This is a genomic window from Methylobacterium sp. WL12 (assembly GCF_008039475.1).
In the GTDB taxonomy this organism is placed as follows: domain Bacteria; phylum Pseudomonadota; class Alphaproteobacteria; order Rhizobiales; family Beijerinckiaceae; genus Methylobacterium; species Methylobacterium cerastii.
This window is the reverse complement of sequence record NZ_VRUW01000014.1, coordinates 34,538-56,175: the sequence shown is the minus strand read 5'-3', so window position 1 is coordinate 56,175 and position 21,638 is coordinate 34,538. Positions and strand designations below refer to the sequence as shown.

The window sequence follows — 21,638 nt, the reverse complement described above, 5'->3', positions numbered from 1 at the left end:
TCGCGTTTGGAGATCATTCACATCGCGAAAGACCGTTGGAAGGAATAAATCGTATCCCGTAGCATCTCCATGGTCGCGAGGAATCGCGACGGGTCCGATGCCCTCGAACGCATCGACGCCGACATTCTTAGGGGAGAGACCATGCACGGACTGGACAGACCGACGAACCGCCGCCTCGTCCTGGGTGGCCTAGGGCTCGGCAGCCTCGGCGCCGCCATGCCGGCCTGGGCGGCGGGCTCGGTGAAGCTTCCGCTGCCGGGCGGCCCGTATGAGCGGGCGTTGACCACGGCCTTTCCGGACAAGGGCGAGATGATCCTGCAGCGCACTCATCCGCCGCTGCTGGAGACGCCGTTCTCGGTCTTCGACGAGGGCGTGTTCACCCCCAACGACCGCTTCTACGTCCGTTGGCACTGGGCCTCGATCCCGACCGAGGTCGATGCCGGCACCTTCCGGCTCAAGGTCCACGGTCATGTCGAGAAGGAACTCTCGCTCTCCCTCGACGCCATCGCCGGCCTGCCCCGCTTCGAGATCGCCGCGGTGAACCAGTGCTCGGGCAATTCACGCGGGCTGTTCGAGCCGCGTGTGCCCGGCGCGCAATGGGCCAACGGCTCGATGGGCAACGCCCGCTGGACCGGCGTGCGCCTCAAGGACGTGCTCGAACGCGCTGGCGTGAAGTCTGGTGCCTTGCAGGTGCGCTTCAGCGGCCTCGACGAGCCCGTGGTCGACGACGCGCCGGACTTCAAGAAGTCCCTCGATCTCGACCACGCCAACAATGGTGAGGTGATGATCGCCTACGCGATGAACGGCGAGCAACTTCCGCTGCTCAACGGTTTCCCGCTCCGCCTCGTGGTGCCAGGCTGGTACTCGACCTATTGGGTCAAGATGCTGTCCGACATCGAGGTGCTGGACAAGCCCGACGACCAATATTGGATGAAGACCGCCTACCGCATCCCGGACGTGCCGGGCGCCAACATTAAGCCCGGCCAGACCGTCTTCAAAACGGTCCCGATCAACAGGATGGTGCCGCGCTCCTTCGTCACCAACCTGACCGATGGCGCCAAGGTGGCAGCCGGAACGCCGGTGGCCCTTCGCGGCATCGCCTTCGGCGGCGATTGCGGGGTGAAGACGGTCGACTTCTCCGGAGATGGCGGAGCGACGTGGTTCCCGGCGCAGCTCGGCGCGGACGAGGGCCCCTACAGCTTCCGCCGCTTCGAGGGCAGCCTACCGGCGCTGGCCTCCGGCACCCACACGATCAGGGTCCGCTGCACCAACACCAACGGCGTCGCGCAGCCCATGGACCAGGTCTGGAACGGCGCCGGCTTCATGCAGAACGGCATCGAGGCCGTGTCCTTCCAGGCCGCTTGAGGAGAACAGCCATGAACCCAATCCGCCCTGCGGCCCTCATCGCCGCGCTCATACTGTCTCCCCTGGTGGCGCTCGCCGCCCCGGCTCCCGAGCCGATGCGCTTCACCTCGCAATCGATCGAATTCCCGACTTCCGACCGAATGTTCCCCGACGGACCGGGGGCCGAGGCGGTCAATAACAACTGCCTCGCCTGCCACTCGGCTGGGATGGTGCTGACCCAGCCCAAGCTCACGAAGGCGCAGTGGACCGAGACCGTGAACAAGATGGTCCACGTCTACAAGGCGCCCGTCGATCAGGCCGACGTGCAGACCATCGTCGACTACCTCACGGCGTTGAAGCCGACGCCCTGAACCCCCGAATCCCGAGGCCGCCGCGCTATTTCGCCGGCCTCGGGGAATAAACCGCGCCTTCTGGCGTCTCCTCAGGGCGATGCACGGCCGGCCCGGCCTTGCACCACGGATTTCCGATTTCGAACCAGCCCTCACGGCAGGCCCCGGCCGCCGAACGAGCGCGCATGCCCGAGAGACCCGCTTCATGACCCATATCCGCACCAGCCTCCGCACCCTCCTCGCCGGAGCCGCCTTGCTCCTAGCCCAGGCCCAGCCCGGGTTCGCCGCCGGCTTCGACGGCGCGATCAAGAACAACGCCCTGGCGCTGAACGCCGCCGGGACCGTCGCCGCTGTTTCGAACAGCGAGGAGAGCGCCGTCGTCGTCTACGACGTCGCCAAGGGCACGGTGCTGCGCCGCCTCGACGGCTTCGTCACGCCGCGCAACATCGTGTTCGCGCCGGACGGCGCCCGCTTCTACGTCTCCGACAGCGGCACCGGCCGGATCACGGTCTACGAGACCGCCACCGGCAAGGAGGCCGGCGTTCTCGCCGCGGGCCCCGGCTCGTTCGGTACGGTGCTCTCGGCCGACGGAGGCAAGCTCTACGTCAACAACGAGGCCGCGAGCACGCTGACCGTGTTCGACACCAGGACCATGCTCGCCGAGGCCGTGATCCCCGGCTTCGCGCAGCCGCGCCAGGGCGTGAAGCTGTCGCCGGACGGCAAGACCGTGTTCGTGACGAACTTCCTCGGCGACAAGATCACGTTGGTCGATACCGCTACCAACAAGATCACCGGCGAGATCGCCGGGTTCGACAAGCTGCGCGCCATCTCGATCACCAAGGACGGTAAGACGCTGTTTGCCGCCAACAGCGGCCGCAACACCATCGGCGTGGTCGATGTCGCCGCCCGTAAGGTCACCTCCGAGGTGGCAGTGGGCAAGGACCCCTACGGCGCCGCGCTGACCCCGGACGGGCGCTTCGTCTATTCGGGCAATCTCAAGGACAACTCCTTGTCGGTGATCGACACCGGCACTCTCAAGGTCGTCGCAACGGTGACCGGCCTGAACGAGCCGCGCCAGGCGATCGCGTTCTCGACCAACAACGCCCACGCCTACGTCCTCAACCGCGACCTCAGCGTCGCCGTGGTGGACCGGGCGAAGAACGCGGTCATCTCGACGATGAAGCCCTGAGGCGACGCGCGCCGGGGGCCTTATCGCCCCCGGCGCGTTCTCGTCGTCGACACGTCACGAACGCAGGACAAAGACCCCATGCTCGGCCTGTTCCAGCGCAAGGACCGCCTCATCGTCCACGGCAAGGCGCCCTACAACGCCGAGCCGCCGCTCGATCGCCTGCGCGCGACCTTCATCACCGAGCAGGCCGACTTCTACGTCCGCAGCCACGGCGACATCCCGGACATCGACGCCGACAGCTACCGCCTGACCGTCGACGGGATGGTCGCGACGCCGCTCGACCTGTCCGTCGCCGACCTCAAGGCGCGGTTCGCACCCATCACCGTCACGGCAGTAATGCAATGCGCCGGCAACCGCCGGGCGGACATGCTGGCGGTGGCCCCGGTCGCCGGCGACCCGTGGGCGGCCGGCGCCATCGGCAACGCGGAATGGACCGGCGTGCGCCTCGCCGACGTCCTGCGCGCGGCCGGCCTCGACGCGGGGGGCGCACGTCACGTCGCCTTCGAGAGCCACGACCGGATCGCCCATACGGACACGCGCTTCGGCGCCTCGATCCCGCTCGCCAAGGCGCTCGCCCCCGAGACGCTGCTCGCCTTCGCGATGAACAGCGAGCCTCTCGCCCCCGAGCACGGCCATCCGTTGCGCGTGGTGGTGCCGGGCTTTGCCGGTATCCGCAGCCCGAAGTGGCTCGCCCGCATCACGGTGCAGGATCACCCCTCCAACAACCCGATGCAGGCCGACGACTACAAGCTGTTTCCGCCCGACGTGACCGCCGAGACCGCGGACCCCGCCCACGGCATCACCATCGAGGCGATGCCGCTCAACAGCGCGATCTGCGAGCCCGCCCGCGGCGCAGCGTTGAAGGCCGGCCGGCACGCGATCCGCGGCTACGCCATCGCCAGCGACCGAGCGGTCGCCCGCGTCGACGTCTCGACGGATGGCGGTCGCAGCTGGGCACAGGCCCGGATCGACCGCGATGCGGACGCGCCCTACGCCTGGACGTTCTGGGAGATCGACTGCGAGCTGACGACCGGCGAGCACGAACTCGCGGTGCGGGCCTGGGATTCCGCCGGCCAGACCCAGCCTGCGGCGCCGGACGACACCTGGAACTACAAGGGCTACCTCAGCGCCGCCTGGCACCGGGTGCGGGTAACGGTGGCCTAACCGTCACGCCCAGAGCAGGGCAGTGGCCGCGAGGCCCGAGATCGCGATGAGTAGGGCCGCAACCCCGACGGTGAGGATGCGCGGCATCATCGGGATCTCGGCATGGGCGAGTCGCGCTCGGATCGCCCGGTCCCGCCATGCGGCGCCGGCGAACGAGGCAAGCGCGCAGGCGATCAGCGTGAGCGACAGCACCTTCAGTGGCCAGACCGCCAGCACCTCTCGCAGGAAGCGCTGCGCGGCCAGGCCGACGCCGAGGAAGGCGAGCCCGGTGCGAAGCCACGCCACGAAGGTGCGCTCGGCTGCCAGCACCGTGCGGTCCTCGGCGAGCCTGACCCGCGGGTCGTCGGGGGGAACGGGCTTCGCAGGTTCCCTCATCCGGCAGCCGCCTCCTGGATCAGGTCGAGCAGCGCGTCGGCTGCCCGACTGCGATAGCGCTCCTTGTGGCGCAGCACCCGGAAGGGCCGGCTCGGCAGGGCGAACGCCGCCCGCACCAGCGTTCCGGCCCGTAGCGCGGCGGCGACCACGGTCTCGGACAGGACGGCGGCCCCGCCCCCGGCCTCGACGGCGGCGCGCACCGCCTCGTTCGAGGGCAGTTCGAGCGTGACCCGGAGTTGGGCCGTGGAGAGGCCAGCCTCCATGAGCGCTGCCTCGAAGGCCGAGCGGGTTCCGGATCCCGCCTCGCGCAGCACCCAATCGGCCCCGGCGAGGTCCTCGGGTGCGAGCGCGGTCGTCCCCGCGAAGGGATGTGTTGGGGCAACCACGAGGACGAGTTGGTCCCGCGCGATGGTGGTGCTCGCGAGCGTCGGGTCGTCCAACGCTCCCTCGACGAAGCCGAGTTCGGCCTGCCCGGCGCGCACCGCGTCGGCGGCATCGGTGGTGTTGCCGACCGCCAGCCGGATGGCGATCTCAGGGTAGGTGCGGCGGAAGGCGACGAGGTGGCGCGGCAGCCAGTCGCTGGCGATGGTCTGGCTGGCGTAGAGCGCCAGCGTCCCGCGTCGCAGGCAGCTGAGGTCGGCGAGCACCAGTTCGGCGGCTTCCGCCCGGGCGAGCACCGCGCGAGCCTCGATGAGGAATACGCGCCCCGCCTCGGTGAGTTCGATCCCGCGGCCGACCCGGTGAAACAGCTTCGTCGCGTGCCGCCCCTCGATGTTGGCGATCGCCGTGCTGACCGCCGACTGGACGATGTTCAGCGCCTCGGCGGCTCGCGTCACGTGCTGCCGCTCGGCCACCGCCACGAAGATGCGAAGCTGGTCGAGGGTCACGGCTGCCGACGATCCGGCGCGAGGCCGCGGACGTGCGCATCGACCGCCTGCGCGACGGTGAGCAGCCGGGCCTCGTCGGTACGGCCGGTGACGACGTAGGACATGCCACCATCGACCCAGGAGAAGGCAGCGATGTCGCCCTCTCGGGCGAAGCGGAAGAGCGTTCGCCCATCGCCGTCTCCGACGCGGCTGTAAAGCGTCAGGCGGGTTCCGCGGTCGTCGTCGTACATTAGCATCGCTGCGGATTCAGCGCCGGCCGGCAGCAGCCGCCCGCCCATCAGGCGAAACCCTTGGGCCGCGAGATCGGGGGCCGCGACCGCGTGACCGAGGCGCTTCGAGAGCCACGTCACGAGGTGGGGCTTCTCGTCGGCGCGCACCTCCACCGGATGCGCCACCTCGACCACGAAGGTGCGAAAGGCAGCGACCGCGTCCTGCGTCGCCGGTGCCTCCGCCACCATGGCCGTCGCGGATCCGCCGCGCAGGGCATGGCCGACCCAGCCGCCGGCACCGCCGAGCGCAAGGCAGAGCACGGCTGCAGCCGCCATGGGGAACCAGCCCCCACCGACGAACCGACGTCGCGGGCGAATGTTGGCCACCCGGAGCCGCGCCGGGATCGCCTCCTCGGCGATCGGCGCGAGGCGGGCACGCAGGCGCTCGCGCAGGGCGCGATCCGCCGAGACCTCGGCCGCACGCGCGGGGTTTCCTTTGAGCCAAGCCTCGACCAGCGCCTGCCGCTCCGGTTCGAGGCGGCCGTCGATCAGGCCGTGCAGGTCGTCCTCGCCGACCGGGCGTGGATCCCCGCTCATTTCACCCTCCTCAAGAGGCCGGTCCGGCCAATTTCCAGAAAACTTCGCATCCGCGTCCGCGCCCGGCTCAACCGGGACATCACGGTGCCAAGCGGTACGCCAAGCACCTGGGCCGCCTCGGCATAGGACAGATCCTCCACCGCGACGAGGAGCAGCACCGAGCGCTGTTCCTCGGGCAGGGCGTCGAGGCCGGCGAGCACGTCGCGGGCCCCCATCGCGGCCTCCGGGTCGATACCTGGGTCGGGCACCTGCTCCAGCGCTTCCGCGCCGCAACCGACGCCGCGCCGGCCCCGGCGCCGGACGGCGCCGAGGAACAGGTTGCGCTCGATCGTGAACAGCCACGCTCGGAGGTCGCCGTCGCGGCGGCGCCCGGACCAAGCGGACAAGGCCCGCTCCAGGGTGTCTTGGACGAGGTCGTCCGCCGCCTCGCGGTCCCGCAGCAGCGCGACGGCGTAGCGCCGCAGGGCCGGGATTTGTGGTTCGATCAGGGCGGCGATCTCGTCCAACGACGCTTCCCGGTCAGAGGGGGCCGATCAAGGCATTCACCGATCAAGGCTTGGCGATGTGCCACGCGCCATTGAGGAAGCCGTCGCCGGTGATGTCGCCGGGCTTGGTGTCCTTGGCAAAGGTGTAGAGCGGCTTGCCCTTGTAGGCCCACTGCATCGTGCCGTCGTCCCGCGTCACCATCATCCAGTCGCCGCTGGCGGCCGAGCCGGAGGCGGCCATCAGGGCCGGCCAGTTGGTGGCGCAAGGGCCGTTGCACATCGACTTGCCGCCCATGTCCTTGTCGAAGGTGTAGAGGGTCATGCTCTTGGCATCGACGAGCGCCGGCCCCTTGGCGGTCTCGGCCGTCATGGCAGGCGCGGCGGCCTGGGCGGCCAAGGCGGAGAAGGCGACAGCCGCGAAGGCGCCGCGGATCAGCAGAGTGCGCATGGGTGAGGTCTCCCGCGGTCGAGCATGACCGCATCGGGAGGGATGCCGAAGATGCGCCTCTATTCCACGCGTCTTCTCGACGACAGATCACGAAGGCGTGAACGGGCTCTCAGCCACATCCGCGGAATAAAGCCGCGCCCCAGGCATCCTTCCCATCGACACCGGATCAAAAGGAAGCCGCATGCGCGGAGCACTGGGATTTGCCGTGACGGCGGCGCTGATGGCGAGCGGCCTCGTCGGCGGCCGTATGATGATGCGCCCGACCTTGGCCGCCACCGAGCCAGCGGCAGCTCCGTCTGCGTCCTTCGACGCGATGATGGCGCAGTCGATGGCGCAGATGCATGCCGACATGATGGTTCCGCCCTCGGGCGACCCCGACCGCGACTTCGCCGCGATGATGATCCCGCACCACGAAGGCGCGATCGCGATGGCGAAGGCGGAGCTGCTCCACGGCAAGGATCCGGTCCTGCGCCGCCTCGCGCAGGGGATCGTCGTCGAGCAGGGCCAGGAGATCGATGTGATGCGCCGCGCGCTCGCCGATCGCCCCGCGATGCCGGGTCGGGCCGCCGGCGCCCCTCCCGTTCACCACCATGGCGCGGCACCTGCCGCCGAGATGCCTTCGGAGCACCGCCGATGAAGACCGCCCTGACCGTTCTCGCCCTTGTGCTGCTCTCCGGCTCGGCCTTCGCCGGGCAGGCTCCAGGCCCCGCCTCGGCGCCCGACGTGCCCATCAGCAGCAAAGACCGGTTCTACACCTCCGATCAGTTCTCCAATACGGTCTCTGTGGTCGATCCCGCCGCCAACACCCTGCTCGGGGTGATCCGGCTCGGCGACCCGACGCCGATAAACCTGAGCCCGCTCTATCGCGGGCAGCTTCTGGTTCACGGCATGGGCTTCTCGCCGGACCACAGGACCCTGCTCGCGGTCTCGATCGGTTCGAACTCCGTGAGCTTCATCGACACGGCGACCAACGCGGTCCGCCACACCGCCTATGTCGGCCGCTCGCCGCACGAAGCCTTCTTCACGCCGGACGGCCGAGAGGTCTGGGTGAGCGTGCGCGGCGAGGACTATATCGCCGTGCTCGATGCCGCGACCGCCATGGAGACCCGCCGGATCACCGTACCGAACGGGCCGGGCATGACGATCTTCTCGCCGGACGGCACCTACGGTTACGTCTGCTCCAGCTTCAGCCCCGAGACCGTCGTCATCGACACCAAGACCCACGCCATCGTCGGCCGCGTGAAGCAGGAGAGCCCGTTCTGCCCCGACATCGCCGCCACGCCGGACGGCAAGCAGGTGTGGTTCACCCTCAAAGATGTCGGCCGGACCCAGGTGTTTTCGGCGCGTCCGCCATTCGCGCCGCTGAAGACGATCGAGACCGGGCCGATCACCAACCACGTCAACATCGTCTCGACCAAGGCCGGCCAGTTCGCCTACGTGACGATTGGCGGCCTGAACCAGGTCAAGGTGTTCCGCACCGACGATTTCTCCCAGCTCGCAACGATCCCGACCGGCGCCCTGCCGCACGGGCTCTGGCCCTCGGGCGACGGCAGCCGCGTCTATGTCGGTCTGGAGAACGCCGACAAGGCCGCGGTGATCGACACCGCGTCGAACACGGTGATCGCCGAGGTGCCGATCGGGCAGGGTCCGCAGGGCGTCGCCTACGTCCCGAACGCCGTACCGGAGGGCGACGAAATGCAAAACCTGCAGCCGCTGGGGGCCGCAGGCCAGACCAGTGCGCTGACGCTCGCGGGCAGCGACGGCAAGCCGGCGACGCAGGTCACCCTGTTCGACCAGGGCGTGCTGCAGACGCTGCAGGCCGCGATCACGGGACTGGCGCCGAAGATGCCGTTCGTGCTGGCGCTGTCTGCAGATCCGAAGGGCGCGACCGGCCTGGAGCCACTCGCCGCCTTCACCACCAACCCGGCCGGCGCGGCCATCGTCAACGCGATCGGCCCGATCCGGCAAGTCACCCGCAAGGACGCCGGCCCGAGCCGCCGTTACTTGGTGGTCGCGGCGGGCAAGCCCGGCAAACTCGGCGGCGTCGAGCAGGTGCAGATCACGGATTAATCGAGCGGTGTCGCCAGTCCGGAAGGCGAACATCTCAAACAATGCCTCCCTGACGCGAGCCCAGCCTCGATGTCTGCTTTCGAGAACAGCGTCAGCCCGCTTCTATGGCGTAGTTAGGTCGGGACCCGCCCGTCCGCTCTACGACCGGGATGGGTGGATTTGCGACCGTCCGCTTCCAGGCGAGCGTTGGCGGAAGCGGACATCGTCGCTCGACCCGCGTCAGACCAAACGTAACGCTGGTCATAGCCCTGGGAGCGTTTCGATGGCGCAAAGCCAAGCAGGCGGGACGCCAGCTCCAGCTTCTCAGCGCGGGCTGCAGATAGGTGCCTGCGCCCTGGTGGCTTGGAAGGAAACACCCCAACCGCCGGTTGTGTTAGAAGGCGAATATGCCCGCCAAACACTCTCGCCACATAGCCCTTACGGAAGCGCTTGCTGCCTGGATCGACAGCCAGGTGGCCAAGGGCGAGTACGCCTCGACCAGCGACCTCATCCGCACCGCCATCCGGGTCCTGCGCACCAGGGACGAGGGCGAGGCCATCGGTCAGGCAGCCCGCGGCGCGCCAGCGTCTCTCAGTCGGCGACAGGGCTGAGTCGATGGTTGATACTTCGGCCCTCGCCGGCGGCGGCGACATGGGTGCGCTCATGCGTGCCTACGATTGGTCGGGCACCTCGCTTGGGCCACAGGAGCACTGGCCGCAGCCGCTCCTGACCCTCGTGCGGGTGATGCTGAACTCGCGGCAACCGATGTTCATCGCCTGGGGGGCGGACCGTACCCTGGTCTACAACGACGCCTACGCGCCCATGCTAGGCGAGCGGCACCCCACAGCCCTTGGTCGCCCGTTCTTCGAGACCTGGCCTGAAATCCAAGGCGAGGTGGGCGCTCTGATGGATCGCGTGTTCGCGGGGGAGCCCGTGCACATGGACGACTTGCAGCTCATCCTCCACCGCAACGGCTACCCGGAAGAAGCGCACTTCGCCTTCTCCTACACCCCTGTACCCGGCGATGATGGTGTCATCCTCGGCCTGTTCTGCGCCTGCACCGAAACAACCCGCCAGGTGCTTGCCGAGCGACAGGCCGCTTCCGAACGACAGCGCCAGCAGGCTCTGCTCCAGCAGATGCCCGGGTTCGTCGCCGTGCTGCGCGGCCCAGGCCACGTCTTCGAGTACGTGAACGACGCCTACGTCGTGGTCGCCGGCCGACGGGACTACATCGGTCGCAACGTCCGCGAGGTGTTTCCGGAGCTGGTCGACCAAGGGTTCTACGAGCTTCTCGATCAGGTCTACGCGACGGGCGAGCCGTACACGGCCCGTGCCGTTCCCATCCGGTTCGCGGACGAGGACAGCGATCGGTACCTCGACTTCCTGTACCAGCCCATTCGCGGCGCGGACGGTGCCGTCACCGGCATCTTCGCCGGTGGCTACGAGGTCTCGGACCAGATCCGTTCGCAGGCCGCCTTGGCCGAGAGCGAGAGCCGCTACCGCACCCTGTTCGAGAGCATCGACGTCGGGTTCTGCATCATCGAGGTGACGTTCGACGATGCGGACCGAGCCATCGACTACCGCATCCTTGAAGCTAACCCTGCCTTCGAGCGGCAGACCGGCGCCGACGTGGTTGGCCGGTGGGTCAGCGAGTTCGCTCCCAATCTCGAACGCCACTGGTTCGACACCTATGGGCGCGTCGCACTGACGGGCGAACCCGCCCATTTCGAGAACAAGGCTGACGTGTTCGGACGCTGGTTCGATGTGCGGGCCCTGCGCGTCGGTGATCCAGCTGCACGCCGGGTCGCCGTACTCTTCAGCGACATCTCCGAGCGCAAACGCATGGAGGAAGAGCTCCAGGTTCTGAACACCACCCTGGAGCAGCAGGTCCTGGAGCGAACGGCCGAGCGCGACCGGCTCTGGACGTTGTCCGAGGACATGCTGGCCGTAGCTGACTACGAAGGGATGATGTCGGCGGTCAGTCCGGCCTGGACCCGGGTCCTCGGCTGGTCTGAGGCCGAGCTCCTGTCACGATCGTACGGCACCTTCATGCACCCGGACGACATGGGGCCGACGCTGGACGGCCTCGCCCGGATGGGGAAGACAAGGCGACCGACGCGCTTCGAGAACCGCATCGGCGCCAAGGACGGGAGTTGGAAGCCCATCGAGTGGATGGTCGTGCCCGAGGCCGACGGAACACACTTCATCGCCGTCGGTCGTGATCTGACCATCGTCAAGGCGCGCGAGACGGAGCTCGCCTCCGCCCAGGAGGCGTTGCGCCAGGCCCAGAAGATGGAAGCGGTCGGCCAGCTCACCGGCGGCGTCGCGCATGACTTCAACAACCTACTCACGGTCATCAAGTCATCCACCGACCTGCTCAAGCGACCGGACCTGCCGGAGGAGCGACGCCAGCGATACATCAGTGCGATCTCCGACACCGTCGCTCGCGCTGCCAAGCTCACGGGTCAGCTGCTCGCCTTCGCGCGCCGGCAGGCATTGAAGCCAGAGGTCTTTGATGCTGGCCGGAGCGTTCTCACCATCGGCGACATGGTCGGGACGCTAAGCGGTTCACGCGTCAAGATCGTCACGGATATCCCAGACGAGCCCTGCTTCATCAACGCCGACCCGAGCCAGTTCGACACGGCCTTGGTGAACATGGCGGTCAACGCCCGCGATGCCATGGATGGCGAGGGTACTCTCACCATTACCGTGCACGCGGTTTCAACCATCCCGCCGATCCGCAGCCATCCCACCGTGTCCGGGGATTTCGTCGCGGTCTGCATTGAAGACACCGGATCGGGCATCGATCCCGACCGGATCGAGCACATTTTCGAGCCGTTTTTCACGACCAAGGGCGTCGGACAGGGAACGGGCCTGGGTCTCAGTCAGGTCTTCGGCTTCGCGAAGCAATCCGGCGGCGAGATCCGGGTCCAGAGTACGGTCGGCCAGGGTACGATGTTCGTGCTGTATCTGCCGAGGGTCGATGCCGCCGCCCCTGCGCCCGAGGCGGAGCCCGAGCCCCTCGTCGATGGGCATGGCACCTGCGTCCTGGTGGTCGAGGACAACGTGGATGTCGGGACGTTCGCGACCCAGACCCTGGCCGAGCTCGGCTACGTCACTGTCTGGGCGTCGGACGCCGAGGAGGCGTTGGCCGAGCTGGAGAAGGATGCCGCTCGCTTCGACGTGGTCTTCACCGACGTGGTGATGCCGGGCATGAACGGGATCGACCTGGCACACGAGATCCGCCGCCGACACCACGACATGCCTGTACTACTGGCCTCGGGCTACAGCCACGTGCTGGCGAAGAACGGCACCTACGGTTTCGAGCTCCTGCACAAGCCGTACTCGGTCGAGCAGCTATCGCGTCTCCTCCGGAAGGTGGCCACCTGGCAGAAACACAAGCGCATCATCGGCAGCTAGCTCAAACTCAAAAGGCGCGCGCGCAAGGTACGAGACAGGGCAGGTCGTCCAGCCCTTCGAAGCCACTCGATCCGTGAACGTCCGCTTGAGGACAATAGCCTGAGGTCCGGTTGCCACCCCGAGCCGAAGTTGCCGGACGGCCTATGAATGATCGCTTGTTAGAAGCGCCTGTGGCGAACCAAGCGACCGGGTTGGGTCGGGACCCGTCCATCTGATCAACGTCTCAGGTCGGTGGATTTCTACTGGTCCGCTTTCGGGGTACGCGATCGAAGAATGGGGCGTTCACCTGGCAATCGGTGATTGGCAATTCCGCGCCCATCCCGGCCATTCGGCTGCTCCTCTGAACCCAACATCGCCTGACGGCAATTCACGGGCCCGGTTATGCCAGTGACGGACGCTCGACGACGAGGACGGTGTCTCAACGGGAGGCGATGACGGGAGAGCCGATGTCTCGACGCGACCGAGGAAGTCACGTGTGAGCCGGGCGACCTCGTCCGTTGCCTCGTCCAGTGCGAAGTGCCCGGCATCGAGGATGTGCAACTCTGCCTTCGGCACGTCGCGCAGGTAGGCCTCGGCGCCAGGCACGATGAAGGACGGATCGTAGCGGCCCCACAGAACCAACGTCGGCAGCGGATGGCCGCGCAGCCAGGCCTGCCAGGCGGGATAGCACGCGACGTTGATGCGGTAGTCGTAGAGAAGAGCTGCCTGGATCTCCCGCTCGCCTGGTCGCGCGAGGATGGCGTACTCGTCAGCCCAAGTGTCCGGGTTGTAGCGTTCGGGGTTGGGGCTGGTTCCGAGGTGGCGCTGCTTGGCTCCCTCAAGCGAGGTGAAGGCATCAAGCTGTTCGGGATGGGCACCGGGATCGGCCCAGAACCGAGCGATGCCCTGCCACTTGGGCCCGAGCCCTTCCACGTAGGCGTTAGCGTTCTGGACGATCAGCGCACTGACCCGTTCGGGGTGAGCCAGCGCCATGCGGAAGCCAACCGTGCCTCCGTAATCCTGCAGAAAGAGCGTGTACCGCTCTGTGCCAAGATGTGCGACCAAGCCCTCGATGGTTTTGGCGAGGTTGTCGAAGGTGTAGGTGTACTGCGCCGGTGATGGCGCGTCGCTCTGTCCGAAGCCCGGGTAGTCCGGGGCGATCAGGTGGTAACGGTCGGCGAGGAGCGGCAGAAGCGGGTCCCACTGCCGAGACGACGACGGATAGCCGTGCAGAAACAGGACCGTGGGCGCGTCACGCGGGCCAGCCTCACGGTAGAAGATGCCCACTCCGTCGATCTCGACCCGGTGGTAGGTCGTCGTCGCCGAGACTGAGGGTATCGGCTGTGCCGTGCCCTGCCCGAGCGCCAGGGCGGTCGCGGCTGCAAGGATGGTTTTAGTCGGCATGGCTCTGGCACCTTCTTGGTCAGAGTAGGTTCTGGACAAGCCAGGGCGTTCCGCGTTGGCGGATGGCGGCGTCGCCGTGCTGGCACGCCACGGTATCCGGTGTTTGGCGCCGCGCTCGTCACCCGCGAACGCAAACAGCCTGCGCTTCAGTCATTCAAGAACCCGGCGATCGCCTGAGCGATGGGCGCGGCGTGCGTCTCCAGGGTGAAGTGGCCGGTATCGAGGAAGCGCACTTGAGCATCCGGTAGGTCGCGTCGGAACGCCTCCGCGCCTGCGGGCAGGAAGAACGGATCATTCCGGCCCCAGATCGCCAGCAGCTTCGGCCGGTGCTCCCGGAAGTAAGTTTGGAAGGCAGGGTAGAGTGCGACGTTGCTGGCATAGTCGCCGAACAGGTCGAGCTGGATCTCGTCGACCTCGGGACGCTGGATGTACCAGGCGTCGAGGGCACTGCCGTCCGGCGAGACGAGTGCGGTATCAGGCACACCGTGCTCGTACTGCCAACGGATCGAGGTCGGGGTGAGCAGCTCGCGAAGGGCTTCACGGTTGGGCTCGCTCGGGTCGCGCCAGTAGCGCTGTATCGGGTTCCAGCCCTCGCTCAGCCCTTCCTCGTAGGCGTTGCCGTTCTGTGAGACGATGGCCGTCACCCGTTCCGGATGTGCCATGGCCACGCGGAAGCCGGTCGGCGCGCCGTAGTCGAAGACGTAGAGCGCATAGGTGTCGAGCCCGATAACCTCGGTGAAGCGCGTGATCACCCTCGCGAGCGCATCGAAGGTGTAGGTGAAGGCATCCCGCGGCTTGATCTCCGACAGGCCGAACCCGGGCAGGTCGGGGGCGACGAGGTGAAAGCGGTCCGCCAAGAGCGGGATGAGGTCGCGGAACATGTGCCCGGACGAGGGGAAGCCGTGGAGCAGGAGGAGCGTCGGCCGCTGAGGGTCGCCGGCCTCCCGGTAGAAGAGCTCGAAGCCGTCGACATCGACGGTCTGGTAGCGGACTTGGGTCATTGGACTCTCCTTGCGAGTGCAACCGGCTGTGCAGCGACTGGCGATCAGGCCTGGGAGGCCATGCTCCGGGCCACGTCGGCGGCGCTGATGCCCTCCAAAGCCAAGCCGTAGCCGGTGCCTTCCTCGACGAGCCGGCGCAGGCGCTGGGTCAATGCCATCCGGGTATAGCGGCCGGTGAGCGGCGGCAGAGCGGCGATGCCGTCGGCGATCTCATGTGCCCGGGCCAGCAACCGGTCGCGCGGCACGATCTCGTTGACCACGCCCCAATCCTTCGCCGTCTCTGCGTCCAGCACCTGCCGCGTCAGCAGGAAGTAGCGCCCGCGGATCGAGCCGATCACCTCCGGCCACAGGATGTGCACGCCGTCGCCGGGCACGATGCCGAACTCGAAGTGCGGCTTGTCCTGGAACACCGTGTCGGGTGTCGCCAGCACGATGTCGGTCAGGAGCGCGTATTCGCTGTGCAGCAGGACCGGGCCGTTCAGCGCGGTGATCATCGGCACCTCGATGTCGAGGATGTTGCCGAGTACCTTGCGGCCCTCTCGCAGGATCTTGTCGTAGCCCTGAGGGGAGAAGAAATCGAAGCCGTCCGGGTCGATCGCGTCCATGAACGCGTCGCCTGTCCCGGTCAGGATCACGGCGCGGTTGTCGCGGTCCTCGCCGATGGCGTGAAACAGGTCGACGAACTGCTCGTGCGTGTGGCCATTGAAGACGAGCTTGCCGCCCTCGGTGTGTAGCATGACCTCCAGCACGCCGTTCGGCTTGCGGGTCAGGCGGGCGTTGGGGAAGGCGTCACGGTAGGTGTCGAAACGGGCCATCGGTGCTGTCCTCGTGGTGGCCGGCCCTGTTCGGTCGGCGTGAGGACGAGTTAGGCGTATCCGTCGGGGGACGGACGACAGCGCGGAGCGATAAGGCTTATGCCGCCGCGGAATGGGCAACCCTGTTCTCGGCCATGATCGTCTCGACGAAGCCTGCGAAGAGCCGTGCCTTGGCACTCGCCATGCGGCCTGTGGGGAACAATGCCCAAAGGTCGATCGCGGGCAGCGTCCAGGGAAGCAGCAACCGTCGAACCTCCCCATTCGCGAGTTCGGGAGCGAACATCCAGTCTGACGTAATCGTGAGGCCGACATCGGCAAGGACGGCCGCGCGCAAGCCTTCGGCTGCGCTGACCCGCACGCGGCCGTGTACCGCGACGGAGATCTCGGTGCCGTCCCGGGTGAAGGACCAGACGTCAGGGAGCTGGCTGTAGATCACCGCCTCGTGCTCGGGCAGATCCGCAGGGCTCTGCGGCTCACCTGCCCGGGCGAGGTAGCTGGGCGTGGCGAGCACTGAGCGTGAGCCGGTCGCGATCCTCCGTGCGACGGCGGACGAGTCCGGCAGGGCGCCCATGCGCAGCGACAGATCGATCCCCTCGCTGACGAGGTCGATCACCCGGTCATCGAGGATGACTTCGATGTCGAGGCCTGGGTTCTGGGCAAGGAAGCGGGGCAACATCGGCACGACGTGGATCCGCGCGAAGGTTGTCGCGGCTGAGACGCGTAAGCGCCCCGAGAGCCCGGCGCCGGCGCCGCGGGCCGCGAGCTCGGCCTCGTCCGCCTCTGTGATGGCCGCGCGCGCCCGCTCGTAGAAGCGCAGACCCGCCTCCGTGGGGCTCAGGCCATGGGTGGAGCGGATGAGGAGGCTGACCTGCAGCCGGCTCTCCAGCTGCGCGATCGTCTTGGAAACTGCGGGCTGGCCGACGTTCAGGAGCCGTGCTGCGCCCGAAAACGAACCGGCCTCCACCACCTGCACGAAGGTGGCCATCGCTTGATACCGATCCACGCCATTCCTCCCTGGAATGAGCGTTATCGCTCCGCACCATCTGCCCTGTCCATCGGAGGAGGGGCATCAATCCGGCCATACCCACCGCGCTGCCGCGCTGGCTTGTCCGGAGTACGGTCGACATGTTCGAGGTCTACGCCTTCCCCACGCCCAACAGCATAAAGGTGCCCATCGCGCTGGAAGAGCTCGGTCTTCCTTACGTCCTGCACGGCGTGAACGTACGCCGCGGGGAGCAGAAGGCGACCGAGTTCCTCTCCTTGAACGCAAACGCGAAGTTGCCGGTGCTGGTCGATCCCGTTGCAGCCGGCGGACGGCTGGTCCTGACGGAGTCCGCCGCGATCCTTGTCTATCTGGCCGAGACGACCGGCAAGCTCATGCCGCCCAGCGGCGAGGCCCGGGCACGCGTGTTCGAGCAGTTGTTCTTCCACGCGTCCGGGCTCGGTCCGGCATTCGGCCAAGCGGGCTTCTTCAAGCGCCAGGCCTCCGAGCCGCAGCCACTCGCCATCGCGCGCTTCTCGGCCGAGGCGCACCGAACGCTGGGCGTGCTCGACGGCGTGCTCGCGGAAAGCCGCTTCGTCGCCGGCGATGCGTTCACGGTAGCCGACATCGCTCACTTCGGCTGGCTTTGGCGGCGCGAGTTTGCGGGTGTCGGCTTCGACGACACACCGAATGTCGCCCGCTGGTTCGACGCCGTCGCGACACGTCCCGCCGTACGGCGCGCGATCGAGCGCGTGAACGCGCTCGCCCCGCAGACCTGACCGACCGCCCTTGTTCGAAACCATCCCGCGTCGGTCCGTCCTGCACCGATGCGGACGGCCGTCCCGGGCCGATACGCCACCACAGTACCCCGCTCAGTTCAGGAGCCGATCGATGACCCTGCAATCCAAGCTCGACGCGTTCAAGGCCGACTTCGAGGCCGGCAAGCCGCCCTACAACGTCCCGCCATCGGTGATCCTGACGATGCACCGGGCCACCGCCGAACTGATCGCCTCCGGGGCCGCGACCCGGGCGCTGAAGGCCGGCGACCGGGCACCGACGTTCACGCTCGCCGATCCGGAGGGGCAACTTGTCTCCTCCGCCACCCTGCTGGAGCGCGGCCCGCTCGTCATCAGCTTCTACCGTGGCGTGTGGTGCCCCTACTGCAACATGGAACTTCAGGCGCTGCAGGAGGTGCTGCCTCAGTTCGAAAGGCTCGGAGCGTCGCTGGTGGCCATCTCCCCGCAGACGGCGGCCAACAGCCGGAAGTCGGTCCGCCAGAATGAACTCGGTTTCCCGATTCTCTCGGACCCGCACAACGCCGTCGCGGCCGCGTTCGGCCTTCGCTTCCCGCTGCCGGACTACCTCGTCGAGCTCTACAGGAGCCTGAAGAACGATCTGCCGGCCTTCAACGGCGATCCCAGCTGGACGCTGCCGATGCCCGGGCGCTTCGTCGTCGGACAGGACGGGACGATCCTCTACGCCGAAGTGAACCCCGACTACACCCGCCGTCCCGAACCCGAGGACATGCTGCCGGCGCTTCGCCGCACCGCCTCCGTTCCCGCCTGACCATACGCGGCGAAAAGGCCGCATGAGCGGCCGAACGCCCACAAGGAGACACAGGATGTCCCGCACCTTTCTCGTGACCGGAGCCAGCAAGGGCATCGGGTTGGCCCTCGCGCACCGTCTCGCCGGCGACGGCCATCATGTCGTCGGCCTCGCGCGCAACATCTCCGATGACTTCCCGGGCACGCTGGTCCCGGTCGACCTCGCCGACGGCGCGGCCACCGATGCGGTCCTCGCCGACCTGACCGGACGCTTCGTCATCGACGGCGTGGTCAACAACGTCGGCCTCGTCCGACCGCAACGGCTCGGAGCGGTCGAGCTTTCCGCGCTGGACGACGTGCTGCGCGTCAACCTCCACCCGGCAGTCCAGGCCGTGCAGGCGGCGCTGCCGGGCATGAGGCAGCGCGGCTGGGGCAGGATCGTCAACATCGCCAGCCTCACCGTCCTCGGCAGCGTCGAACGGACGGCCTATGCGGCCGCCAAGGCTGCTCTGGTCAGCTTCACTCGATCCTGGGCGCTCGAACTCGCCACGACCGGGATCACCGTCAACGCCGTTGCCCCGGGACCGACCGAGACAGAGCTGTTCCGGGCCAACAACCAGCAGGGGAGCGAGGGCGAGCGGCGCTACCTCGCTGGGGTGCCGATGGGGCGGTTCGGCAAGCCGGAGGAGATCGCGGCGGCCATCGCCTTCCTGATGTCGGACGGGGCGGCATTCATGACGGGGCAGACGCTCTACGTCGATGGGGGTGCGTCGGTCGGCAAGGCCGCCGTCTGACAGAGCTCCTCACGCCCGGTCAGCAACGCCGAGCAGAACGCTGTGAACGCACCCACCTTGGCGGTGCGGCGCTGACGATCGGGGCGGGCCGCATGGAGCGGGAAGGCCTTGTCGGGCCAGTGCTTGAAGACCACGTCGAGTTTGCTGGAGCGCCTCAAGTCCTCCGAGCGCGTTCCCTCGCCGGCGACGCAGGCGCCTCGCAATAAGGCTCCGCGACCGGGTTGGGTGGTTAGCCGCCCGTCTGCTTTCGTAAGTCAAGTTTGAAAATTTGGACGTCTGCTCAGGCCGCGAACCTTACAAGGCTGACGTTATTGAGGGGCGGTGCCATCAGTCCGGGAGCAGAAAGAGCTTGGAAAGCACCCTCTGACTTAACTGATCCGCTGTGGACGGCTATGGCAAAGCAATCCTTGACCTAGAACATTCCATTATTGGCGACCGCGAACGAGATCTACTCTCGTCTTGGCCGCAGGGCCGTCCAAGCGTTGGCCGAAGCATCTCACAAGATGCGCATCGATTATCGTCTATTCTTTCGATTTCTACGGGTCTTTATCGGCGTTCTGGTGACGGAGAAAATGGTGTCTGCTTCAAACTAATAAAATCAAATCAGTTAGAAAATTAAATTCCTATTTTAAAAATCGAAATACCTTTATTCAAATAAATAACTTTTTATTTGTCGAAAGATGCAACCAAATATATAGTCAAGCTGCCGATCGATAAGCGGCCAAGCCACCAAAAAGCTGCAACGATAGTCCTTTCTACTGACGAGGACTGTGATTGGGCACCGATTCGGGTCGATGCTGGCGCTTGGGCGCAAATGGCGTCGGATGTGGGGACACAATGCAAAACCTCAAGACGATTCTGCTCTATTCCTCGGCCCTGCTAGCCGTCGGAGGGGGCGCACGTGCCGCGGATCTTCCAGTCAAAAAGGCAGTCCCTGTCGAATATGTCCGCGTCTGCACCGCCTACGGCGCGGGATTTTTCTACATTCCTGGCAGCGACACCTGTATCCGCCTCTCGGGGCGCGCACGGTACGACTACCTGTATCAGGCCAGCAAGGTCCGCACGGGAAGCGGAGGCGACGTGTCGGGCTATGTCGGCCTCCTCCGATTGAACCTCGATGCGCGCACGCAGACTGATTACGGCACGTTGCGCGCGTTCCTGCGCCTTGACGTCGCCTCTCGCAGCGGCCCCTTCGTCACTTCGGCCTCCCGCCAGCGCGAGGGGCAGGCCTTCCCAGGCCTCGGCGCGGACGCCTTCGGCCGGACGCAGGATTTCGTGAATGCCGACAAGGCTTTTATCCAGTTCGCCGGCCTCACTGCCGGTCGCGCATCGTCCTTCTTCGACTTCTACGCCCACGACTTCGAGTTGATCGGCGGCACCGCTGGTTCGGATAATTACAGCACCAACCTGCTTGCCTACTCGGCGGTGCTCGGCAACGGCATCACCCTGACGGCTTCGATGGAAGATCCGACCTTTCGACGCTTCCCAATCTTCGGCACCGGCGCCGCCGCTGGGGCCTTCACGGCGGCGGGCGGATTTGCAGGCTATAGCAACGCCTTCAACCCTTTTACGCCGTCCACGTTCCTCGCCCCGATCATCGTAGGGCCGGGCACCGTCGCCTTCGTGGACGTGACGCAGAAGAGCCGCCTTCCTGACTTCGTCGGCGTCGCTCGAATCGATCAGCCCTGGGGGTCGGCGCAGTTGTCGGCAGCCGTGCACGAGATCAACGCCGGCGACGCCGCCAGCACGGTCGCGGGTGTCGCGACCGCCACGGCAGGGCTCGGCATCGCTCCGACGGGCCGCGCATCCAGCGACTACGGGTTCGCGGTGCAAGGCGCCGTGAAGGTCAATCTGCCCTTCATCGCCCCGGGCGACACCTTCTACCTTCAAGGCGCCTATGGCCAGGGCGCCATGAGCTACACAGGCATCTCCAACTACACGGCGCCGTACGATGCCCTCGCTGCCGCCCCGGTGAGTGGAGGATCGTTCCTGCAATACTACTCCGATGCTGTATTAAACCCATCGACGGGCAAGCTAGAACTCTCGACTTCGTTCTCAACTGTCGCCTCGTTGCTGCATTACTGGTCGCCAACTTGGCGCTCGGCAGTTTTCGGGAGCTACGCGCAGATCGACTACAACACGCGGGGCCGCAACGCACTCGGCGCCCTCGGTTTCGGTTTCGCGCCAAGCGGAGCTAATGCGGCAAATGCGTTAGCCTTCGCCACGAGCCCCGTCCTGCGCGGCAACAACCAGATCGTCACGGGCGCCAGCCTAATCTGGACCCCGGTTAGGGACCTGGATATCGGCGTCGAGGGCGAATACATCCGAACCGCCCTCAACAGCGGCGTGACCCCCGACATCTCCAAGAGCTCCCTGCGCTACATAAGTTCGCAGGATGCGGCCCAGGTCCGTTTCCGTATTCAGCGCGATTTCTAAGCCTGTTCCGCCAACGCTGATACCAGCTGGGCGAGTAAAAGAGTCGCACGACTATCAACCAGGGTGTTTTCCTAGATTAATGGAGAACGGAAGAACTTCTGGTTTCTCTTACCCTTCGCAGGATCGACAAAGCCCGGCCCACTGGCTGGGCTTTGTTGTTTCCAAA

General features: G+C 66.8%; 21 protein-coding genes. 12 read left to right on the top strand and 9 right to left on the bottom strand.

Going from position 1 to position 21,638, the window contains the following annotated elements; all coding sequences use genetic code 11:
• The first annotated feature begins 141 nt into the window (after window positions 1-141).
• The 4 genes from FV226_RS08360 (at window position 142) to FV226_RS08345 (ending at window position 4,047) form a co-directional block, all read left to right on the top strand.
• Window positions 142-1,365, top strand: a complete 1,224-nt coding sequence (locus FV226_RS08360) for a molybdopterin-dependent oxidoreductase (RefSeq protein WP_147762549.1) — start codon at window positions 142-144, stop codon at window positions 1,363-1,365.
• Between the two features lie 11 nt (window positions 1,366-1,376).
• Window positions 1,377-1,715 carry a cytochrome c gene (locus FV226_RS08355; protein ID WP_147762548.1) on the top strand — a complete coding sequence of 113 codons (339 nt, stop codon included), beginning with the start codon at window positions 1,377-1,379 and terminating at the stop codon, window positions 1,713-1,715.
• Window positions 1,716-1,899: 184 nt separating this feature from the next.
• Complete coding sequence (locus FV226_RS08350; RefSeq protein ID WP_147762547.1) at window positions 1,900-2,883, top strand: beta-propeller fold lactonase family protein; 984 nt, start codon at window positions 1,900-1,902, stop codon at window positions 2,881-2,883.
• Window positions 2,884-2,961: 78 nt separating this feature from the next.
• Window positions 2,962-4,047 carry a sulfite oxidase gene (locus FV226_RS08345; protein ID WP_147762546.1) on the top strand — a complete coding sequence of 362 codons (1,086 nt, stop codon included), beginning with the start codon at window positions 2,962-2,964 and terminating at the stop codon, window positions 4,045-4,047.
• Window positions 4,048-4,050: 3 nt separating this feature from the next.
• On the opposite strand, the gene FV226_RS08340 is transcribed toward FV226_RS08345, so the two are convergent.
• The 5 genes from FV226_RS08340 to FV226_RS08320 are packed head-to-tail and all read right to left on the bottom strand — an operon-like array spanning window position 4,051 to window position 7,048.
• On the bottom strand, window positions 4,051-4,422 hold the full coding sequence (locus FV226_RS08340) for a DUF202 domain-containing protein (RefSeq protein WP_056203338.1): 372 nt from the start codon (window positions 4,420-4,422) through the stop codon (window positions 4,051-4,053).
• Window positions 4,419-5,309: a LysR family transcriptional regulator gene (locus FV226_RS08335; protein WP_147762545.1), complete on the bottom strand. Its 891-nt coding sequence runs from the start codon at window positions 5,307-5,309 to the stop codon at window positions 4,419-4,421. Before FV226_RS08335 ends, FV226_RS08340 begins: the two co-directional genes overlap by 4 nt.
• A complete protein-coding gene (locus FV226_RS08330) occupies window positions 5,306-6,115 on the bottom strand; it encodes an anti-sigma factor (RefSeq protein ID WP_147762544.1) in 810 nt (269 codons plus the stop codon). The genes FV226_RS08335 and FV226_RS08330 overlap by 4 nt, the downstream gene beginning before the upstream one ends.
• Complete coding sequence (locus FV226_RS08325) at window positions 6,112-6,621, bottom strand: sigma-70 family RNA polymerase sigma factor (RefSeq protein WP_147762543.1); 510 nt, start codon at window positions 6,619-6,621, stop codon at window positions 6,112-6,114. The genes FV226_RS08330 and FV226_RS08325 overlap by 4 nt, the downstream gene beginning before the upstream one ends.
• 43 nt (window positions 6,622-6,664) lie before the next feature.
• Window positions 6,665-7,048 (bottom strand): hypothetical protein, encoded by a 384-nt coding sequence (locus FV226_RS08320; protein WP_147762542.1) that lies wholly within the window; start codon window positions 7,046-7,048, stop codon window positions 6,665-6,667.
• A 181-nt stretch (window positions 7,049-7,229) separates the two neighbouring features.
• Here FV226_RS08320 and FV226_RS08315 point away from each other — a divergent pair, with 181 nt between their 5' ends.
• The 4 genes from FV226_RS08315 to FV226_RS08300 all read left to right on the top strand — a co-directional run bounded on the left by FV226_RS08315 (window position 7,230) and on the right by FV226_RS08300 (window position 12,517).
• Window positions 7,230-7,685 (top strand): DUF305 domain-containing protein, encoded by a 456-nt coding sequence (locus FV226_RS08315; protein ID WP_147762541.1) that lies wholly within the window; start codon window positions 7,230-7,232, stop codon window positions 7,683-7,685.
• Window positions 7,682-9,118 carry a YncE family protein gene (locus tag FV226_RS08310; RefSeq protein WP_147762540.1) on the top strand — a complete coding sequence of 479 codons (1,437 nt, stop codon included), beginning with the start codon at window positions 7,682-7,684 and terminating at the stop codon, window positions 9,116-9,118. The genes FV226_RS08315 and FV226_RS08310 overlap by 4 nt, the downstream gene beginning before the upstream one ends.
• Window positions 9,119-9,504: 386 nt before the next feature.
• Window positions 9,505-9,708: a type II toxin-antitoxin system ParD family antitoxin gene (locus tag FV226_RS08305; RefSeq protein ID WP_147762539.1), complete on the top strand. Its 204-nt coding sequence runs from the start codon at window positions 9,505-9,507 to the stop codon at window positions 9,706-9,708.
• A gap of 4 nt (window positions 9,709-9,712) precedes the next feature.
• Entirely contained in the window at window positions 9,713-12,517 is a 2,805-nt protein-coding gene (locus FV226_RS08300) for a PAS domain-containing protein (RefSeq protein WP_246691531.1), read from the top strand.
• 282 nt (window positions 12,518-12,799) lie between these two features.
• Here FV226_RS08300 and FV226_RS08295 read toward each other — a convergent pair whose 3' ends face one another.
• The 4 genes from FV226_RS08295 to FV226_RS08280 form a co-directional block, all read right to left on the bottom strand.
• Entirely contained in the window at window positions 12,800-13,939 is a 1,140-nt protein-coding gene (locus FV226_RS08295) for an alpha/beta hydrolase (RefSeq protein ID WP_348644092.1), read from the bottom strand.
• Between the two features lie 107 nt (window positions 13,940-14,046).
• A complete protein-coding gene (locus FV226_RS08290) occupies window positions 14,047-14,901 on the bottom strand; it encodes an alpha/beta hydrolase (RefSeq protein WP_147762538.1) in 855 nt (284 codons plus the stop codon).
• 44 nt (window positions 14,902-14,945) lie between these two features.
• Window positions 14,946-15,716 (bottom strand): enoyl-CoA hydratase/isomerase family protein, encoded by a 771-nt coding sequence (locus tag FV226_RS08285; protein WP_147762537.1) that lies wholly within the window; start codon window positions 15,714-15,716, stop codon window positions 14,946-14,948.
• A 97-nt stretch (window positions 15,717-15,813) separates the two neighbouring features.
• The gene (locus FV226_RS08280) at window positions 15,814-16,701 is read right to left on the bottom strand and encodes a LysR family transcriptional regulator (protein ID WP_246691530.1); all 888 of its coding nucleotides are present in this window, start codon (window positions 16,699-16,701) and stop codon (window positions 15,814-15,816) included.
• 140 nt (window positions 16,702-16,841) lie between these two features.
• Here FV226_RS08280 and FV226_RS08275 point away from each other — a divergent pair, with 140 nt between their 5' ends.
• From FV226_RS08275 to FV226_RS08260, 4 genes are all read left to right on the top strand, one after another.
• Complete coding sequence (locus FV226_RS08275; protein ID WP_147762535.1) at window positions 16,842-17,477, top strand: glutathione S-transferase family protein; 636 nt, start codon at window positions 16,842-16,844, stop codon at window positions 17,475-17,477.
• A gap of 112 nt (window positions 17,478-17,589) precedes the next feature.
• The gene (locus tag FV226_RS08270; RefSeq protein ID WP_147762534.1) at window positions 17,590-18,264 is read left to right on the top strand and encodes a peroxiredoxin-like family protein; all 675 of its coding nucleotides are present in this window, start codon (window positions 17,590-17,592) and stop codon (window positions 18,262-18,264) included.
• Window positions 18,265-18,319: 55 nt separating this feature from the next.
• On the top strand, window positions 18,320-19,036 hold the full coding sequence (locus FV226_RS08265) for an SDR family oxidoreductase (protein WP_147762533.1): 717 nt from the start codon (window positions 18,320-18,322) through the stop codon (window positions 19,034-19,036).
• Between the two features lie 837 nt (window positions 19,037-19,873).
• Entirely contained in the window at window positions 19,874-21,472 is a 1,599-nt protein-coding gene (locus tag FV226_RS08260) for a porin (RefSeq protein ID WP_147762532.1), read from the top strand.
• Window positions 21,473-21,638: the final 166 nt, after the last annotated feature.

What these genes read in the sequence shown, in the direction of transcription:
- FV226_RS08360 (WP_147762549.1), top strand. Translation starts at nt 142, where the DNA reads ATGCACGGACTGGACAGACCGACGAACCGCCGCCTCGTCCTGGGTGGC.
- FV226_RS08355 (WP_147762548.1), top strand. Translation starts at nt 1,377, where the DNA reads ATGAACCCAATCCGCCCTGCGGCCCTCATCGCCGCGCTCATACTGTCT.
- FV226_RS08350 (WP_147762547.1), top strand. Translation starts at nt 1,900, where the DNA reads ATGACCCATATCCGCACCAGCCTCCGCACCCTCCTCGCCGGAGCCGCC.
- FV226_RS08345 (WP_147762546.1), top strand. Translation starts at nt 2,962, where the DNA reads ATGCTCGGCCTGTTCCAGCGCAAGGACCGCCTCATCGTCCACGGCAAG.
- FV226_RS08340 (WP_056203338.1), bottom strand. Translation starts at nt 4,422, where the DNA reads ATGAGGGAACCTGCGAAGCCCGTTCCCCCCGACGACCCGCGGGTCAGG.
- FV226_RS08330 (WP_147762544.1), bottom strand. Translation starts at nt 6,115, where the DNA reads ATGAGCGGGGATCCACGCCCGGTCGGCGAGGACGACCTGCACGGCCTG.
- FV226_RS08320 (WP_147762542.1), bottom strand. Translation starts at nt 7,048, where the DNA reads ATGCGCACTCTGCTGATCCGCGGCGCCTTCGCGGCTGTCGCCTTCTCC.
- FV226_RS08315 (WP_147762541.1), top strand. Translation starts at nt 7,230, where the DNA reads ATGCGCGGAGCACTGGGATTTGCCGTGACGGCGGCGCTGATGGCGAGC.
- FV226_RS08310 (WP_147762540.1), top strand. Translation starts at nt 7,682, where the DNA reads ATGAAGACCGCCCTGACCGTTCTCGCCCTTGTGCTGCTCTCCGGCTCG.
- FV226_RS08305 (WP_147762539.1), top strand. Translation starts at nt 9,505, where the DNA reads ATGCCCGCCAAACACTCTCGCCACATAGCCCTTACGGAAGCGCTTGCT.
- FV226_RS08300 (WP_246691531.1), top strand. Translation starts at nt 9,713, where the DNA reads ATGGTTGATACTTCGGCCCTCGCCGGCGGCGGCGACATGGGTGCGCTC.
- FV226_RS08290 (WP_147762538.1), bottom strand. Translation starts at nt 14,901, where the DNA reads ATGACCCAAGTCCGCTACCAGACCGTCGATGTCGACGGCTTCGAGCTC.
- FV226_RS08285 (WP_147762537.1), bottom strand. Translation starts at nt 15,716, where the DNA reads ATGGCCCGTTTCGACACCTACCGTGACGCCTTCCCCAACGCCCGCCTG.
- FV226_RS08280 (WP_246691530.1), bottom strand. Translation starts at nt 16,701, where the DNA reads ATGGCCACCTTCGTGCAGGTGGTGGAGGCCGGTTCGTTTTCGGGCGCA.
- FV226_RS08275 (WP_147762535.1), top strand. Translation starts at nt 16,842, where the DNA reads ATGTTCGAGGTCTACGCCTTCCCCACGCCCAACAGCATAAAGGTGCCC.
- FV226_RS08270 (WP_147762534.1), top strand. Translation starts at nt 17,590, where the DNA reads ATGACCCTGCAATCCAAGCTCGACGCGTTCAAGGCCGACTTCGAGGCC.
- FV226_RS08265 (WP_147762533.1), top strand. Translation starts at nt 18,320, where the DNA reads ATGTCCCGCACCTTTCTCGTGACCGGAGCCAGCAAGGGCATCGGGTTG.
- FV226_RS08260 (WP_147762532.1), top strand. Translation starts at nt 19,874, where the DNA reads ATGCAAAACCTCAAGACGATTCTGCTCTATTCCTCGGCCCTGCTAGCC.